Annotated in this window: 12 protein-coding genes; 7 read left to right on the top strand and 5 right to left on the bottom strand. The window is 64.1% G+C overall.

Annotation, left to right across the window (positions count from 1 at the left end; genetic code table 11):
- Nucleotides 1–64: 64 nt before the first annotated feature.
- Genes KHO27_RS13080 through rloA form a run of 3 tightly spaced genes read right to left on the bottom strand, consistent with a single transcriptional unit; the run spans nt 65 to nt 3,122 of the window.
- A complete protein-coding gene (locus KHO27_RS13080) occupies nt 65–1,045 on the bottom strand; it encodes an alpha-L-glutamate ligase-like protein (protein ID WP_102683261.1) in 981 nt (326 codons plus the stop codon).
- Nucleotides 1,045–2,580: an osmotic stress tolerance membrane protein RloB gene (gene rloB, locus KHO27_RS13075; RefSeq protein WP_046854910.1), complete on the bottom strand. Its 1,536-nt coding sequence runs from the start codon at nt 2,578–2,580 to the stop codon at nt 1,045–1,047. The genes KHO27_RS13080 and rloB overlap by 1 nt, the downstream gene beginning before the upstream one ends.
- A gap of 5 nt (nt 2,581–2,585) precedes the next feature.
- A complete protein-coding gene (rloA, locus tag KHO27_RS13070) occupies nt 2,586–3,122 on the bottom strand; it encodes a retropepsin-like aspartic peptidase RloA (RefSeq protein ID WP_110700920.1) in 537 nt (178 codons plus the stop codon).
- A 285-nt stretch (nt 3,123–3,407) separates the two neighbouring features.
- On the opposite strand from rloA, the gene KHO27_RS13065 reads away from it, so the two are divergent.
- The 6 genes from KHO27_RS13065 to prpD all read left to right on the top strand — a co-directional run bounded on the left by KHO27_RS13065 (nt 3,408) and on the right by prpD (nt 11,847).
- Complete coding sequence (locus KHO27_RS13065) at nt 3,408–4,124, top strand: GntR family transcriptional regulator (RefSeq protein WP_102683264.1); 717 nt, start codon at nt 3,408–3,410, stop codon at nt 4,122–4,124.
- The gene (gene prpB / locus KHO27_RS13060; protein ID WP_038706441.1) at nt 4,121–5,011 is read left to right on the top strand and encodes a methylisocitrate lyase; all 891 of its coding nucleotides are present in this window, start codon (nt 4,121–4,123) and stop codon (nt 5,009–5,011) included. The genes KHO27_RS13065 and prpB overlap by 4 nt, the downstream gene beginning before the upstream one ends.
- A 114-nt stretch (nt 5,012–5,125) precedes the next feature.
- The gene (gene prpC / locus KHO27_RS13055) at nt 5,126–6,253 is read left to right on the top strand and encodes a bifunctional 2-methylcitrate synthase/citrate synthase (protein ID WP_110700918.1); all 1,128 of its coding nucleotides are present in this window, start codon (nt 5,126–5,128) and stop codon (nt 6,251–6,253) included.
- Nucleotides 6,254–6,406: 153 nt separating this feature from the next.
- Nucleotides 6,407–8,995, top strand: a complete 2,589-nt coding sequence (gene acnD / locus KHO27_RS13050) for a Fe/S-dependent 2-methylisocitrate dehydratase AcnD (RefSeq protein ID WP_110700916.1) — start codon at nt 6,407–6,409, stop codon at nt 8,993–8,995.
- A gap of 108 nt (nt 8,996–9,103) precedes the next feature.
- On the top strand, nt 9,104–10,294 hold the full coding sequence (gene prpF, locus KHO27_RS13045; protein ID WP_111533030.1) for a 2-methylaconitate cis-trans isomerase PrpF: 1,191 nt from the start codon (nt 9,104–9,106) through the stop codon (nt 10,292–10,294).
- A gap of 68 nt (nt 10,295–10,362) precedes the next feature.
- Nucleotides 10,363–11,847 carry a 2-methylcitrate dehydratase gene (prpD, locus tag KHO27_RS13040; RefSeq protein ID WP_111533031.1) on the top strand — a complete coding sequence of 495 codons (1,485 nt, stop codon included), beginning with the start codon at nt 10,363–10,365 and terminating at the stop codon, nt 11,845–11,847.
- A gap of 130 nt (nt 11,848–11,977) precedes the next feature.
- On the opposite strand, the gene acnB is transcribed toward prpD, so the two are convergent.
- Nucleotides 11,978–14,587: a bifunctional aconitate hydratase 2/2-methylisocitrate dehydratase gene (acnB, locus tag KHO27_RS13035; protein ID WP_214501988.1), complete on the bottom strand. Its 2,610-nt coding sequence runs from the start codon at nt 14,585–14,587 to the stop codon at nt 11,978–11,980.
- A 407-nt stretch (nt 14,588–14,994) separates the two neighbouring features.
- Here acnB and KHO27_RS13030 point away from each other — a divergent pair, with 407 nt between their 5' ends.
- Nucleotides 14,995–15,477 (top strand): DUF1289 domain-containing protein, encoded by a 483-nt coding sequence (locus tag KHO27_RS13030; RefSeq protein ID WP_214501944.1) that lies wholly within the window; start codon nt 14,995–14,997, stop codon nt 15,475–15,477.
- Between the two features lie 45 nt (nt 15,478–15,522).
- On the opposite strand, the gene queD is transcribed toward KHO27_RS13030, so the two are convergent.
- Nucleotides 15,523–15,879, bottom strand: a complete 357-nt coding sequence (gene queD, locus KHO27_RS13025; protein WP_023630589.1) for a 6-carboxytetrahydropterin synthase QueD — start codon at nt 15,877–15,879, stop codon at nt 15,523–15,525.
- Between the last annotated feature and the right edge of the window lie 25 nt (nt 15,880–15,904).

Below are 15,904 nucleotides of genomic sequence, written 5' to 3'. Positions count from 1 at the left end.
TTGCCCCGCGATAGCGCAGGCTGCCTTTATGCCAATCGCGGGGCAAGCCCGCTCCTACGAGGTTTCAGCCTGGATGAACGTGCCCGAACAGGCCTTGCGAGACCTTCACGCGCTGCTCGGCATCCTCGCTGCGACCTTCCTTGGCCAGCATCTCCAGGTGCGCCTCGATGGCGTGGGTGCGTTGCGTGAGCCCGCAGTCGTTGGCGATCTGGATGTTCAGGCCGGGGCGGGCGTTGAGTTCGAGGATCAGCGGGCCCTTGTCCTGGTCCAGCACCATGTCCACGCCTATATAGCCCAGGCCGCACAGCTCGTAGCAGCTGGCCGCAAGCTTCATGAAACCGTCCCAGTTCGGCAGTTGCACGCCGTCCACTGCGTTGGTGGTGTCGGGGTGCTTGCTGATGATCTTGTTCAGCCAGGTGCCGCGCAGTGTCAGGCCGGTGGCCAGGTCCACACCGACGCCGATGGCGCCCTGGTGCAGGTTGGCCTTGCCGCCGGACTGGCGGGTCGGCAGGCGCAGCATGGCCATCACCGGATAGCCCATCAGCACGATGATGCGGATGTCGGGCACCCCCTCGTAGCTGATGCTCTTGAAGATCTGGTCCGGAGTGACCCGGTACTCGATCAGCGCCCGGTCGCGGTGCCCGCCCAGCGAATACAGGCCGGTAAGGATGCTGGAGATCTGGTGCTCGATCTCCTCATGGCTGATGATCTTGCCCGAGACCGTGCGGTAGCGGTCCTCGAAGCGGTCGGCGATCACCAGGATGCCGTCACCGCCGGCGCCCTGGGCCGGCTTGATGACGAAGTCGCTGCGCCCGCCGATGATCTCGTCGAGCTTCTCGATCTGCTTCTCGGTCTCGATGATGCCGTACATCTCCGGGACATGGATCCCGGCCGCCAAGGCGCGCTCCTTGGTGATGATCTTGTCGTCGACGATCGGGTACAGGTGGCGCTTGTTGTACTTCAACACGTAGTCCGCGTTGCGCCGGTTGATACCCATGATGCCCCGGGCCTCCAGGGCTTTCCAGGTCTTGATCAGGCCGAACATCAGGCGTCAGCCTTCTTCAGGAATGCCTTGAAGCGCACGAGCTCGGTCAGGCGGTAGCCGCGGTAGCGACCCATCGCCAGCATGAAGCCCACCAGGATCAGCAGCACCGCCGGGAAGGTGAAGACGAAGTACACGGCTTCCGGCACGGTCATCAGCAGGTGCGCGATGGAGGCGGCGAACAGGGTGCCGACGGCCACTTTCATGGCATGGCCGCCGCCACGCTCTTCCCAGGTGATCGACAGGCGTTCGATGGTCATGGTCAGGATCACCATCGGGAACAGCGCTACCGACAGCCCGCGCTCCAGGCCAAGCTTGTGGCTGAACAGGCTGATGGCGGCGATCAGCACCACGACGAAGGTCAGCACCACCGACAGGCGCGGCAGCATCTGCAGCTTGAGGTGTTCCAGGTACGAGCGCAGCGACAGGCCCAGGGCGGTGATCACCGTGAACAGGATGATGCCGAAGCCCAGTTGCGTCTCGCGGAAGGCCAGGGCGATCAGTACCGGGGTGAAGGTGCCCAGGGTCTGGATGCCGATCAGGTTGCGCAGCACCAGGATCACCAGTACACCGATCGGGATCATCACCATGATCATGAAGGTCTGCTGGGTCTGTAGCGGCAGGCCGTACAGCGAGTACTCGAGGAAGTCGGCGTCGGTGTTTTCGTCGGTCAGCTTGGCCAGGCGGATGGCGTTCATCTCGCTGTTGTTCATGCTGAAGGTGACGGTGGCCTTCTTGCCGCCATCGACGGTGATCAGGTTGTCATCGCCGGTCCACCACAGCAGGCGGTCGCTGGGCAGGCCCTGTTCGCCGGTCTCCGGGTTGAAGTACAGCCAGTCGTTGCCGTTGAAGCTGCGCAGCCATAGTTCAGGGCTCTGCGGGGTGTCGGCCACCAGGCGGATGGTATGGACCTTCTCCAGCGGAACGTGGGCGATGGACAGCAGCAGGTCGATGACCTGGGCTTTCTTCAGCGGCGAGTTGTCGCCGGCCAGCAGCAGCTTGGCGTTGTCGTCGTTGGCGTTGTTGACCCGCTTGATGGTCTCGCTGACGAAGGTCTCGACGTCAGCCGAATGCTGGCGAATCGGTGCCATCAGCGCTTCGGCGGCAATCTTCTCCGGGCCTTCGACGGCCAGGCTGTCGCGGAAGGTCGGGCCCTTGATCTTGGCCTTCTCGGTGCTGTAGCGCTTGGTCAGCACCAGGCGGTAGTAGAGGGTCTGGTTGCCGCTGGCGCGACGGGCCGACCAGGTCACCTTGCGGTTGCCGTCGGCGCGGTTGACGCTGACCCCGTAGTTGTTGGAGATGAAGCTCTCGTTGAGGCTCACGTAGTCACGGTTCAGCGGGGGCACGAACATCTGCACCTTGACCGGGTCCTTGGCGCTGGCAACGAACTCGACCTTGGCGTCGATGTTCCACAGGTCATCGGTCTCGTCCTCGGTCACCGGGATGCCGAGGGCGAAGATCTGGTAGGCCGTGATCGCGATGCCCAGCACCACCAGGACGGTGATCAGGACTTTCAGGTGGAGGGTAAGAGAGCGCATCGGGATTACTCTGCTTTGGTAGCTTCGGTGGCACAGGCAGGTTTGCCGGCCGCGTATTTAAGGCTTGGGTCGACCAGCGCACCGAAGTGCTTGAGGGCCTCGGAGCCGATCAGCAGCGGGAACTGGAAGGCGCTGCGGTCGGTGAGGTTGACCTCGATGGTGCGTCGCGTCTGGCCCATGCAGATGTCGAGTTCGATGACCGGGCGGGCAGTGTAGGCCTTGCCCGAATCGGCGTCATAGTCCCCGGCGCGGCGCTTGATCTTGCTGACGCGGGCCAGAGGGCGTTCGATGGGGTGCTGGTGCGCGGCGTCGATGGCCAGGTAGAAGCGCACCCAGCTCTCGCCGTTGCGCTTGAAGCGCTTGATGTCGCGGGCGCTGAGCGAGGCGGTCTTGGCGCCGGTGTCGAGCTTGGCTGCCACTTCCAGGTCAAGGTCGCCCAGGCGGGCGTATTCATTGAGACCGTACACGGTCTTTTCGGCCGCGGGCGCGAGTGCCGGCAGCAGGGTCAGGCAGAGCAGCAATGAAGCGGGTTTGAGTCTCATAATCCTGGCGCGGTGCTGTGCAAAGTTCAGGGCAAGGCGACTGGCCAAGCGTCCTCATTGATCTGTCATGGGCATGAAAGGATGACAGACACACTATCCATGCTCCCGAAGGAGCGCGGCATTCTATCACGCCGGTGCCTTGACGCCAGCGCGCCCGCGATCTGACCGCGGGTGGGCTTGGTTAGTTCGTTATTAGACGATTGTCGACAATGTTCTTTTTGTCTTTGACTGTAGCTCTCTGTTTAGCTAGTTTTGCCGTCATTGATTTTAAAGGTGTCGACAATCATGCTGGATGCATCCCAGGCCGTGGCACTGCCGCAGGACGAGACCGAGACCCTCTCGGAGCATGTCTTCCGGCGTATCCAGGCCGCCATCGTCAAGGGCGAGATCGCCCCCGGCAGCAAGATTTCCGAGCCTGAGCTTGCGCGTACCTACGGCATCAGCCGTGGCCCGCTGCGCGAAGCCATCCACCGCCTCGAAGGCCAGCGCCTGCTGGTGCGCGTGCCCCATGTCGGCGCACGGGTGGTGTCGCTGAGCCACGCCGAGCTGATCGAGCTGTACGAAATCCGCGAATCGCTCGAAGGCATGGCCTGCCGCCTGGCCGCCGAGCGCATGAGCCAGGCCGCCATCGACGAGCTGCGCCATGTGCTCGATACCCATGAGCGCGATGCCGCGTTCCAGGCCGGGCAGGGCTATTACCAGCAGGAAGGCGACTACGACTTCCACTACCGGATCATCCAGGGCAGCGGCAACCAGACCTTGTACAAGATGCTCTGCGGCGAGCTGTACCAGCTGGTGCGCATGTACCGCATCCAGTTCTCCTCCACGCCCAACCGCCCGCGCCAGGCCTTCGCCGAGCACCACCGTATCCTCGATGCCATCGAAGCCCGCGACGGTGAGCTTGCAGAACTCCTGATGCGCCGCCACATCGGCGCGTCCAAACGCAATATCGAGCGCCACTACCAGGGTGCCGACAACAATAGCCCACGAGGTGAGTCATGACAGTGAAGAGCACGCCCGGCCAGCGTTTCCGTGACGCGGTCGCCGCCGAACATCCGCTGCAGGTGGTCGGGACCATCAACGCCAACCACGCCCTGCTGGCCAAGCGCGCCGGTTTCAAGGCCATCTACCTCTCCGGTGGTGGTGTCGCCGCCGGCTCCCTGGGGCTGCCGGACCTGGGCATCAGTGGCCTGGACGATGTGCTCACCGACGTGCGCCGCATAACCGATGTGTGCGACCTGCCGCTGCTGGTGGATGTCGACACCGGCTTTGGCGCTTCGGCCTTCAACGTCGCCCGCACTGTCAAGTCGATGAGCAAGTTCGGCGCCGCCGCCATCCATATCGAGGACCAGGTCGGCGCCAAGCGCTGCGGTCACCGCCCGAACAAGGAGATCGTCTCGCAGCAGGAGATGGTCGACCGCATCAAGGCGGCCGTGGATGCACGCAGCGACGACAGCTTCGTGATCATGGCCCGTACCGACGCCCTGGCGGTGGAAGGCCTGAACGCCGCGCTGGATCGCGCCGCCGCCTGCATCGAGGCCGGCGCCGACATGATCTTCCCCGAGGCGATCACCGAGTTGCACATGTACAAGACCTTCGCCGACCGGGTGAAGGCGCCGATCCTGGCCAATATCACCGAGTTCGGCGCCACGCCGCTGTACACCACCGAGGAATTGGCGTCGGTCGACGTGTCGCTGGTGCTCTACCCGCTGTCGGCCTTCCGCGCCATGAACAAGGCGGCAGAGAACGTCTACACCGCGCTGCGCCGCGACGGCACGCAGAAGAACGTGATCGACACCATGCAGACCCGCATGGAGCTCTACGATGCCATCGGCTATCACGCCTTCGAGCAGAGCCTCGATGCGTTGTTCGCGCAGAAGAAAGGGTAAGCGAATGCCCGTACCGGCCTGGTGAGAGCGGGCTTGCCCCGCCATCAGGCCGGTACAACCCGCCAGGATTAGCCAGCAAGACTTCGATAACAAATTCAAGAAAGGAGAAACACCATGGCCGAAGCAAAAGTACTCAGTGGCGCGGGCCTGCGTGGCCAGGTGGCCGGCCAGACCGCGCTGTCGACCGTCGGCCAGGCCGGTGCCGGCCTGACCTACCGCGGCTATGACGTGCGCGACCTGGCCGCAGGCGCCGAGTTCGAGGAAGTGGCCTACCTGCTGCTCTACGGCGAGCTGCCGAGCAAGGCCGAGCTGGCCGATTACAAGCACAAGCTCAAGGGCCTGCGCGACCTGCCACAAGCCTTGAAGGAAGTGCTCGAGCGCATTCCGCGCGATGCCCACCCGATGGACGTGATGCGCACCGGCTGCTCGGTGCTCGGCACTCTGGAGCCGGAGCTGACCTTCGACGCCCAGCGCGACAAGACCGACCGCCTGCTGGCGTTGTTCCCGGCGGTGATGTGCTACTGGTACCGCTACACCCACCACGGCGTGCGTATCGACTGCAGCAGCGACGAAGACACCCTCGGCGGCCACTTCCTGCACCTGCTGCACGGCAAGAAGCCAAGCGAGCTGCACGTCAAGGTGATGAACGTCTCGCTGATCCTCTACGCCGAGCACGAATTCAACGCCTCGACCTTCACCGCCCGGGTCTGTGCCTCGACCCTGTCCGACCTGTACTCCTGCGTCACCGCCGCCATCGGCTCGCTGCGCGGCCCGCTGCACGGTGGCGCCAACGAAGCCGCCATGGAGCTGATCGAGCGCTTCCAGAGCCCGCAGGAAGCCACTGCCGAGCTGCTGCGCATGCTCGAGCGCAAGGACAAGATCATGGGCTTCGGCCACGCCATCTACAAAGAGTCCGACCCGCGCAACGAAGTGATCAAGGGCTGGGCGAAGCAGTTGGCCGACGAGGTGGGCGACAAGGTTCTGTACCCGGTCTCCGAAGCCATCGACAAGACCATGTGGGAGCAGAAGCGCCTGTTCCCCAATGCCGACTTCTACCATGCTTCGGCGTACCACTTCATGGGCATCCCGACCAAGCTGTTCACCCCGATCTTCGTCTGCTCGCGCCTGACCGGCTGGGCCGCGCACGTGTTCGAGCAGCGCGCCAACAACCGCATCATCCGCCCGAGTGCCGAGTACACCGGCGTCGAGCAGCGCCAGTTCGTGCCGATCGAGCAGCGCTGAGGCAACGACCGCTGGGGCTGCCATGCAGCCCTTTCGCCGGCGAGCCAGCTCCCAATGTCCATGCGTTGCTGTGGGAGCCGGCTTGCCGGCGATGGGGTGCGCAGCGCCCCAAGGCCTGACCTGCAAACCGAATACCGTGAGCCTGATAACGATATGAACACCGCATTCCGCAAGAACCTGCCAGGCACCGCCCTGGACTACTTCGACGCCCGTGCCGCGGTCGAGGCGATCAAGCCCGGCGCTTACGACGGCTTGCCTTATACCTCCCGCGTACTGGCCGAAAACCTGGTGCGCCGCTGCGATCCGGCCACCCTCGATGCATCGCTCGAGCAACTGATCGAGCGCAAGCGCGACCTCGACTTCCCCTGGTTCCCGGCCCGCGTGGTGTGCCACGACATCCTTGGCCAGACCGCCCTGGTCGACCTCGCCGGGCTGCGTGACGCCATCGCCGACAAAGGCGGCGACCCGGCCGCGGTCAATCCGGTGGTGCCGGTGCAACTGATCGTCGACCATTCGCTTGCCGTGGAATGCGGCGGCTTCGACCCGCAGGCGTTCGACAAGAACCGCGCCATCGAAGACCGCCGCAATGAGGACCGTTTCCACTTCATCAACTGGACCAAGCAGGCGTTCAAGAACGTCGATGTGATCCAGCCGGGCAACGGCATCATGCACCAGATCAACCTGGAGAAGATGTCGCCGGTGATCCACAACGACCGCGGCGTGGCCTACCCGGACACCTGCGTCGGCACCGACAGCCATACCCCGCATGTCGACGCCCTGGGCGTGATCGCCATCGGTGTCGGTGGCCTGGAGGCCGAAAACGTCATGCTCGGCCGCGCCTCGTGGATGCGCCTGCCGGAGATCGTCGGCGTCGAGCTGACCGGGCGTTTGGCGCCGAACATCACCGCTACCGACCTGGTACTGGCCTTGACCGAGTTCCTGCGCAAGCAGAAGGTGGTCGGCGCCTACCTCGAATTCCACGGTGCTGGCGCCAGCGCGCTGACCCTGGGCGACCGTGCCACCATCTCCAACATGGCCCCGGAGTACGGCGCCACCGCGGCGATGTTCGCCATCGACCAGCAGACCATCGACTACCTCAAGCTGACCGGCCGCGATGACCAGCAGGTGCAGTTGGTGGAAACCTACGCCAAGGTCGCCGGCCTGTGGGCCGACAGCCTGGCCAAGGCCGAGTATGAGCGCACCCTGAGCTTCGACCTGTCGAGCGTGGTGCGTAACATGGCAGGCCCGTCCAACCCGCATGCCCGCGTGGCCACCAGCGACCTGGCAGCCAAGGGCATTGCTGGACAATGGCAAGAGGTGCCGGGGCAGATGCCGGATGGCGCGGTGATCATTGCCGCCATCACCAGCTGCACCAACACCAGCAACCCGCGCAACGTGATCGCCGCTGGCCTTATCGCACGCAACGCCAACAAGCTTGGCCTGGTGCGCAAACCGTGGGTCAAGTCGTCGCTCGCGCCGGGCTCCAAGGCGGTGCAGCTGTACCTGAAGGAAGCCGGCCTGGAGCAGGAGCTGGAGCAACTGGGCTTCGGCATCGTCGCCTTCGCCTGCACCACCTGCAACGGCATGTCCGGCGCGCTGGACCCGTTGATCCAGCAGGAGATCATCGATCGCGACCTGTACGCCACCGCCGTGCTGTCGGGCAACCGCAACTTCGACGGGCGTATCCATCCCTACGCCAAGCAGGCGTTCCTCGCGTCGCCGCCGCTGGTGGTGGCCTACGCCATCGCCGGTACCATCCGTTTCGACATCGAGAAGGACGTGCTGGGCGTGGTCGACGGCAAGGAAATCCGCCTCAAGGACATCTGGCCGAGCGACGAGGAAATCGACGCCGTGGTGCGCGCCTCGGTCAAACCCGAGCAGTTCCGCCAGGTGTACATCCCGATGTTCGCCATCGAGGAAGACAAGGGGCCGAAGGTCGCGCCGCTGTACGACTGGCGACCGATGAGCACCTACATCCGCCGCCCGCCGTACTGGGAAGGCGCCCTGGCCGGTGAGCGTACCCTGCGCGGCATGCGCCCGCTGGCGGTGCTGCCGGACAACATCACCACCGACCACCTGTCGCCGTCCAACGCCATCCTGCTGGATAGCGCCGCCGGTGAATACCTGGCGAAGATGGGCCTGCCGGAGGAAGACTTCAACTCCTACGCCACCCACCGTGGCGACCACCTGACCGCGCAGCGCGCCACCTTCGCCAACCCCAAGCTGTACAACGAGATGGTGCGCAACGACGACGGCAGCGTGAAGCAGGGTTCGCTGGCGCGCATCGAGCCGGAAGGCAAGGTGACCCGCATGTGGGAGGCCATCGAGACCTATATGCAGCGCAAGCAGCCGCTGATTATCGTTGCTGGTGCCGACTACGGCCAGGGTTCGTCCCGTGACTGGGCGGCCAAGGGCGTGCGTCTGGCGGGCGTCGAGGCGATTGTCGCCGAGGGCTTCGAGCGCATCCACCGTACCAACCTGGTGGGCATGGGCGTGCTGCCGCTGGAGTTCAAGGCGGGTACCGACCGCAAGACCTTGGGCCTGGACGGCAGCGAAACCTACGACGTGCTGGGCGAGCGCAAGCCGCGCGCGACGCTGACCCTGGTGGTCACGCGGCGCAACGGCGAGCGCGTCGAGGTGCCGGTGACCTGCCGCCTGGATACCGCCGAAGAGGTATCGATCTATGAGGCGGGTGGGGTGTTGCAGCGCTTTGCCCAGGACTTCCTGGAAGGCACGGCATAACGCAGATGAATGCATAGCGGTCCGTGGGAGCGGGCTTGCCCCGCGATGGCCAAGACATCGCCATCGCGGGGCAAGCCCGCTCCCACGGACGGAAAAGGAACAACAACCATGGCACATGCACCACAGGTAAAAATCCCCGCCACCTACATCCGTGGCGGTACCAGCAAAGGCGTGTTCTTCCGGCTGCAAGACTTGCCCGAGCGCGCGCAGGTCCCAGGCCCGGCCCGCGACGCCCTGCTGCTGCGGGTGATCGGCAGCCCCGACCCGTATGGCAAGCAGATCGACGGCATGGGTGGCGCCACCTCCAGCACCAGCAAGACGGTGATCCTGTCGAAAAGCCTCAAGCCCGAACACGACGTCGACTACCTGTTCGGCCAGGTCTCGATCGACAAGGCCTTCGTCGACTGGAGCGGCAACTGCGGCAACCTGTCCGCCGCGGTCGGCTCGTTCGCCGTCAGCGGCGGGCTGGTCGATGCAAGCCGCATTCCACGCAATGGCATCGCTACCGTGCGGATCTGGCAGGCCAACATTGGCAAGACCATCATCGCCCATGTGCCGGTCACCGAAGGCGAGGTGCAGGAAACCGGCGATTTCGAGCTCGACGGCGTGACCTTCCCGGCCGCCGAGGTGCAGCTTGAGTTCCTTGACCCGGCCGCCGACGAGGAGGGCGGGGGCGGGGCGATGTTCCCCACCGGCAACCTGGTCGACGACCTCGAGGTCCCGGGCGTCGGTACCTTCAAGGCGACCTTGATCAATGCCGGTATCCCGACCATCTTCGTCAATGCCGCCGATATCGGTTATACCGGCAGCGAGTTGCAGGACGCCATCAACGGCGATGCCGCCGCGTTGCAGCGTTTCGAGACCATCCGTGCCCATGGCGCCGTGCGCATGGGGCTGATCGAACATATCGATCAGGCCGCCGGGCGCCAGCACACGCCGAAAGTGGCCTTCGTCGCGGCGCCGAGCACCTACACTGCCTCCAGTGGCAAAGCCGTGCCTGCCGAAGAGATCGACTTGCTGGTGCGTGCGCTGTCGATGGGCAAGCTGCACCACGCGATGATGGGCACCGCAGCGGTGGCCATCGGTACCGCCGCGGCGATTCCCGGGACGCTGGTCAACCTGGCTGCCGGTGGCGGAGAACGAAGTGCCGTGCGTTTCGGCCATCCGTCCGGGACACTGCGGGTCGGGGCCGAGGCGCGTCAGGTGGACGGGCAATGGACCGTGACCAAGGCAATCATGAGCCGAAGCGCTCGGGTGCTGATGGAGGGCTGGGTGCGCGTGCCCGGTGATAGTTTCTAAGGCATCAGTAGTGCTCGGCATTCGTTGAGCGGGGCCGCTTTGCGGCCCCTGTTATCAAGGAGCCACGAATGAGCGCAAACGTAGACCTCAACACCCGTCCCGACTACGACCAGGTCCTGCAGACCCTCGCCGACTATGTGCTCGGCTACCGCGTCAAGTCCTCCGAGGCGCTGAACACCGCCCGCCACTGCCTGATGGACACCCTGGGCTGCGGCCTGCTGGCCCTGCGTTTTCCCGAATGTACCAAGCATCTTGGCCCGTTGGTCGAAGGCACGATCGTCCCCCATGGCGCCCGCGTGCCAGGCACCAGCTACCGCCTCGACCCGGTCAAGGCGGCCTGGGACATCGGCTGCATCGTCCGCTGGCTGGACTACAACGACACCTGGCTGGCGGCGGAGTGGGGCCATCCTTCGGACAACCTTGGTGGCATCCTGGCGGTCACCGATCACCTGTCGCAAAAGCGCGTGGCCAATGGCGAGGCGGCCCTGGCCATGCGCGAGGTGCTCGATGCCATGGTCATGGCCCACGAGATCCAGGGCGTGCTGGCGCTGGAAAACTCCTTCAACCGGGTTGGCCTGGACCATGTGCTGTTGGTCAAGGTCGCCTCGACAGCAGTGTGTGCCAAGCTCATGGGCGCCAGCCGCGAACAATTGCTTTCGGCACTCTCTCACGCCTTCGTCGATGGCCAGGCCCTGCGCACCTACCGTCATGCGCCCAACGCCGGCTCGCGCAAGTCGTGGGCGGCGGGGGATGCCTCCAGTCGTGGCGTGCGCCTGGCCGATATCGCGCTGCGCGGCGAGATGGGTGTGCCCGGTGCGCTGACCGCCAGGCAGTGGGGGTTCTACGACGTGTCGTTCAGCCACACCAACAAGGACCTGGCACTCAAGCCCGAGGCGCAGCGGGAACTGCGCCTGCCGCAGCCGCTGGGCAGCTATGTGATGGAAAACGTGCTGTTCAAGATCAGCTTCCCCGCCGAATTTCATGCCCAGACCGCCTGCGAAGCTGCGGTGATCCTGCACCCGCAGGTGCGCAACCGCCTGCACGAGATAGACCGCATCGTCATCACCACCCACGAATCGGCGATTCGCATCATTTCCAAGGAAGGGCCGCTGGCCAATGCCGCGGACCGCGACCACTGCCTGCAATACATGACGGCGGTGCCGTTGATATTCGGTGACCTGGTGGCCGAGCATTACGAAGATGCCTTCCATGCCGCGCACCCGAGCATCGACCGCCTGCGCGAGAAGATGGTGATCGTCGAGGAACCGCGCTTCAGCCGCGAGTACCTGGAGGCCGACAAGCGTTCCATTGCCAATGGCGTGCAGGTGTTCTTCAAGGATGGCAGTCACACGCCGCAGGTGGTGGTGGAGTACCCGATCGGGCATCGACGCCGGCGGGAGGAGGGGATGCCTTTGCTGGAGGCGAAGTTCAGGGAGAACCTGGCGACGCGCTTCGTGCGCCAGCGCTGTGAGGAGATCGTTGCGTTGTGCAAGGACCAGGCGAGGCTGGAGGCCATGCCCGTGCACAGGTTTGTCGATCTGTTCGTGATGTGATGTTCGCTGTGTCGTCCTCATCGCGGCGACCCGACTTGCCCCGCGATGAGGGCGGCGGCACCAACGAAGAAGCCCCGGTATCGCTACCGGGGCTTCTTCTTACAGCTTGTAACTTACCACTTGCAGCTGCTTACGCCTGAACCACCGGGATCTTGGCGTTGGCCGCGGCTTCGCGGAACTCGGCGATCTGGTCGAAGCTCAGGTAGCGGTAGACGTCGGCAGCCATGCTGTCGATGTCCTTGGCGTACTGCATATATTCCTCGACGGTCGGCAGCTTGCCGATGATCGAAGCGACAGCAGCCAGCTCGGCCGAGGCCAGGTACACGTTGGTGGCGTCGCCCAGGCGGTTCGGGAAGTTGCGGGTCGAGGTGGAGACCACGGTCGAACCGGTCTGCACACGTGCCTGGTTACCCATGCACAGCGAGCAGCCTGGCATTTCCATGCGCGCGCCAGCCTTGCCGTAGATGCCGTAGTAGCCTTCTTCGGTCAGCTGGTGAGCGTCCATCTTGGTTGGCGGGGCCAGCCACAGACGGGTCGGGATACCGCCCTTGACCTTGTCCAGCAGCTTGCCGGCGGCGCGGAAGTGACCAATGTTGGTCATGCACGAACCGATGAACACTTCGTCGATCTTCTCGCCCTGTACCGAGGACAGCAGGCGGGCGTCGTCCGGGTCGTTCGGCGCGCAGAGCACAGGCTCCTTGACGTCGGCCAGGTCGATTTCGATGATTTCGGCGTATTCGGCATCGGCGTCGGCCGACAGCAGCTCAGGCTTGGCCAGCCAGGCTTCCATGGCCTGGGCGCGGCGCTCCAGGGTACGGGCATCGCCGTAGCCTTCGCCGATCATCCAGCGCAGCAGGGTGATGTTGGACTGCAGGTACTCGGCGATGGCCTTCTCCGGCAGCTTGATGGTGCAACCGGCGGCGGAGCGTTCGGCCGAGGCGTCGGACAGCTCGAAGGCTTGCTCGACGGTCAGGTCGTTGAGGCCTTCGATCTCCAGGATGCGGCCGGAGAAGGCGTTCTTCTTGCCTTTCTTCTCGACGGTCAGCAGGCCTTTCTGGATGGCGTAGTAAGGGATGGCATGGACCAGGTCACGCAGGGTGATGCCAGGCTGCAGCTTGCCCTTGAAGCGCACCAGGATCGACTCCGGCATGTCCAGCGGCATGACGCCGGTGGCAGCGGCGAAGGCCACCAGGCCCGAGCCTGCCGGGAACGAGATGCCGATCGGGAAGCGGGTGTGCGAGTCGCCACCGGTGCCGACGGTGTCAGGCATCAGCATGCGGTTCAGCCAGCTGTGGATGATGCCGTCGCCCGGGCGCAGCGACACGCCGCCACGGGTGCGGATGAAGTCTGGCAGGGTGTGGTGGGTGTTGACGTCGATCGGCTTCGGATAGGCCGCAGTGTGGCAGAACGACTGCATTACCAGGTCGGCGGAGAAGCCCAGGCACGCCAGGTCTTTCAGCTCGTCGCGGGTCATCGGGCCAGTGGTGTCCTGGGAGCCGACGGTGGTCATCTTCGGCTCGCAGTAGGCACCTGGGCGCACGCCCTGGCCTTCCGGCAGACCGCAGGCGCGGCCGACCATCTTCTGCGCCAGGGTGAAGCCTTTGGTCGAAGCAGCAGGTTGCTCAGGCTTCTTGAACAGGTCCGATGGTGCCAGGCCCAGCTCGGCACGCGCTTTCTCGGTCAGGCCACGGCCGACGATCAGCGGGATACGACCACCAGCGCGGACTTCGTCCAGCAGCACTTCGGTTTTCAGCTCGAAGTTGGTGACCAGTTCGTCGCTGCCGTGACGGCGTACTTCACCTTTGTAAGGGTAAACGTCGATGACGTCGCCCATGCCCAGGTTGGTGCAGTCGAATTCGATCGGCAGGGCGCCGGCGTCTTCCATGGTGTTGTAGAAGATCGGAGCGATCTTGGTGCCGAAGCAGAAGCCACCGGCGCGCTTGTTCGGCACGTACGGGATGTCGTCGCCGAAGAACCACAGCACCGAGTTGGTGGCCGATTTACGCGAGGAACCGGTACCGACCACGTCACCGACGTAGGCGACCGGGAAGCCCTTGGCCTTGACCGCTTCGATCTGCGCCAGCGGGCCGACCGAACCAGGCTGCGAAGGCTCGATGCCGTCGCGGGCCATTTTCAGCATGGCCAGGGCATGCAGCGGGATGTCTGGGCGCGACCAGGCGTCCGGGGCAGGGGACAGGTCGTCGGTGTTGGTTTCGCCAGGCACCTTGAACACGGTCAGGGTGTACTTGTCGGCGATCGCCGGGCGCGAGGTGAACCACTCGCCGGCAGCCCAGGATTCCAGCACGGCCTTGGCGTGGGCATTGCCCGCCTTGGCTTTTTCGGCCACGTCGTGGAAGGCATCGAACATCAGCAGGGTGTGCTTGAGCTGTTCGGCCGCGACGGCGCCCAGTTCGGCGTCGTCCAGCAGCGCGACCAGCGTTTCGATGTTGTAGCCGCCCTGCATGGTACCCAGCAGCTCGGTGGCGTGCTTGCGGTCGATCAGTGGCGACTTGGCTTCACCCTTGGCGACAGCGGAGAGGAAAGCGGCCTTGACGTAGGCGGCTTCGTCGACTCCTGGCGGAACGCGGTTGGTGATCAGGTCTACGAGGAAGGCTTCTTCGCCGGCCGGCGGGTTTTTCAGCAGCTCGACCAGGCCTGCAGTTTGTTCGGCGTTCAGCGGCTGGGGCACGATACCCAGAGCGGCACGCTCTTCGATATGTTTGCGGTAGGCTTCAAGCACAGTTATTACCCTCATCAGTGGTCCCTAAAGGGAGTCCGGGACGCTCATCCAGCATTCTCCTGCACCCATGCGCTTAAGACGGCTTTTTGAGCCGGCAAGCCAGGGTCGCAGAGAATCCTTACAGAAGCTGTTTTCAAAGTTTTACGCCTGTAGAACGGGAGGCTGATGAGGGGTTGGCCGTGGCCATGCGTTCGCATGGACAGGGCCAACGCCGTTCTACCGGATGAACTGTGCTCGTGACGCTTTGAAAACAGCTTCCAACGGACATGGTTGCCTTGAAAAGGCGGAGTGATTCTACGGCAAAAATTAGCCGAAAGTAAGGCGGCGAAGAAGACTTTAACGGGTGACCCTGGTTAGACAAAGGGCTAACATGGGGCCGTGTTCCACCGCCAAGCCGTTGTTTTTACATGTCCAACCAATCCATCAAGACGCCTTGCGTCGGCCTCTGCTCCACCGTGTATGGAGACCTGGTGTGCCGCGGCTGCAAGCGCTTCCACCACGAAGTGATCCACTGGAACGGCTACGACGACGAGCAGAAGCGCGCCGTGTGGCTGCGCCTGGAGCAACTGCTGGTGCAGGTGATGATGGCCAAGCTGGAAGTGTTCGACAAAGCGCGCTTGCGCGAGCAGCTCGAACAGCGTTCGATCCGCTATGTGGCACAGCAGTCGGAATATTGCTGGGCCTACCAGCTGATCGCCCGCGGGGCGCGGATGATTCGCGACCTGGAGGCCTACGGGATGGCCTTGCTGCCGGAGTTCCGCGACTGGGAGCTGCCACAGCTGCGCGACGCCATCGATCGGGAATTCTTTTTGCTTTCCGAGGCGCATTACCAGCGCTATATCGCCCCGAGCTTTCTGCGTGATGCCTTGGAGAGCGGGCAGCTGGGCTGAGGTCTTGCGGCCCTGTCGCGGATTTATCCGCGACAGGGCATTCGATCAGTCGCCGGTGTACTCGCACCCGCTGGTGCAGGTCTCGTGAATGCGCACCTTCGACAGTTCCGGCAGCAGCGGCTTGACCTGATCCCAGATCCACTTGGCGATCACTTCGCTGGTGGGGTTTTCCAGTCCGGGAATATCGTTCAGGTAGTTATGGTCCAGTTGTTCGTAGATCGGCTTGAAGATCGCCTTGATCTCGGAGAAGTCGCGGATCCAGCCGGTGTGCGGATCGAGCGGGCCGGTCAGGTGCAGGGCGACCTTGAACGAATGGCCATGCAGGCGGCCGCACTTGTGCCCGGCCGGGACGTTGGGCAGGCGGTGAGCCGATTCGAAGGTAAATTCCTTAAAGATTTCCACGCTGGCATAACTCTGTGTGAATCAA

The organism is Pseudomonas sp. RC3H12 (assembly GCF_018596375.1).
Lineage (GTDB): Bacteria > Pseudomonadota > Gammaproteobacteria > Pseudomonadales > Pseudomonadaceae > Aquipseudomonas.
The sequence above is the reverse complement of the archived record's forward strand: the minus strand, read 5'-3'. Positions and strand labels throughout refer to the sequence as shown.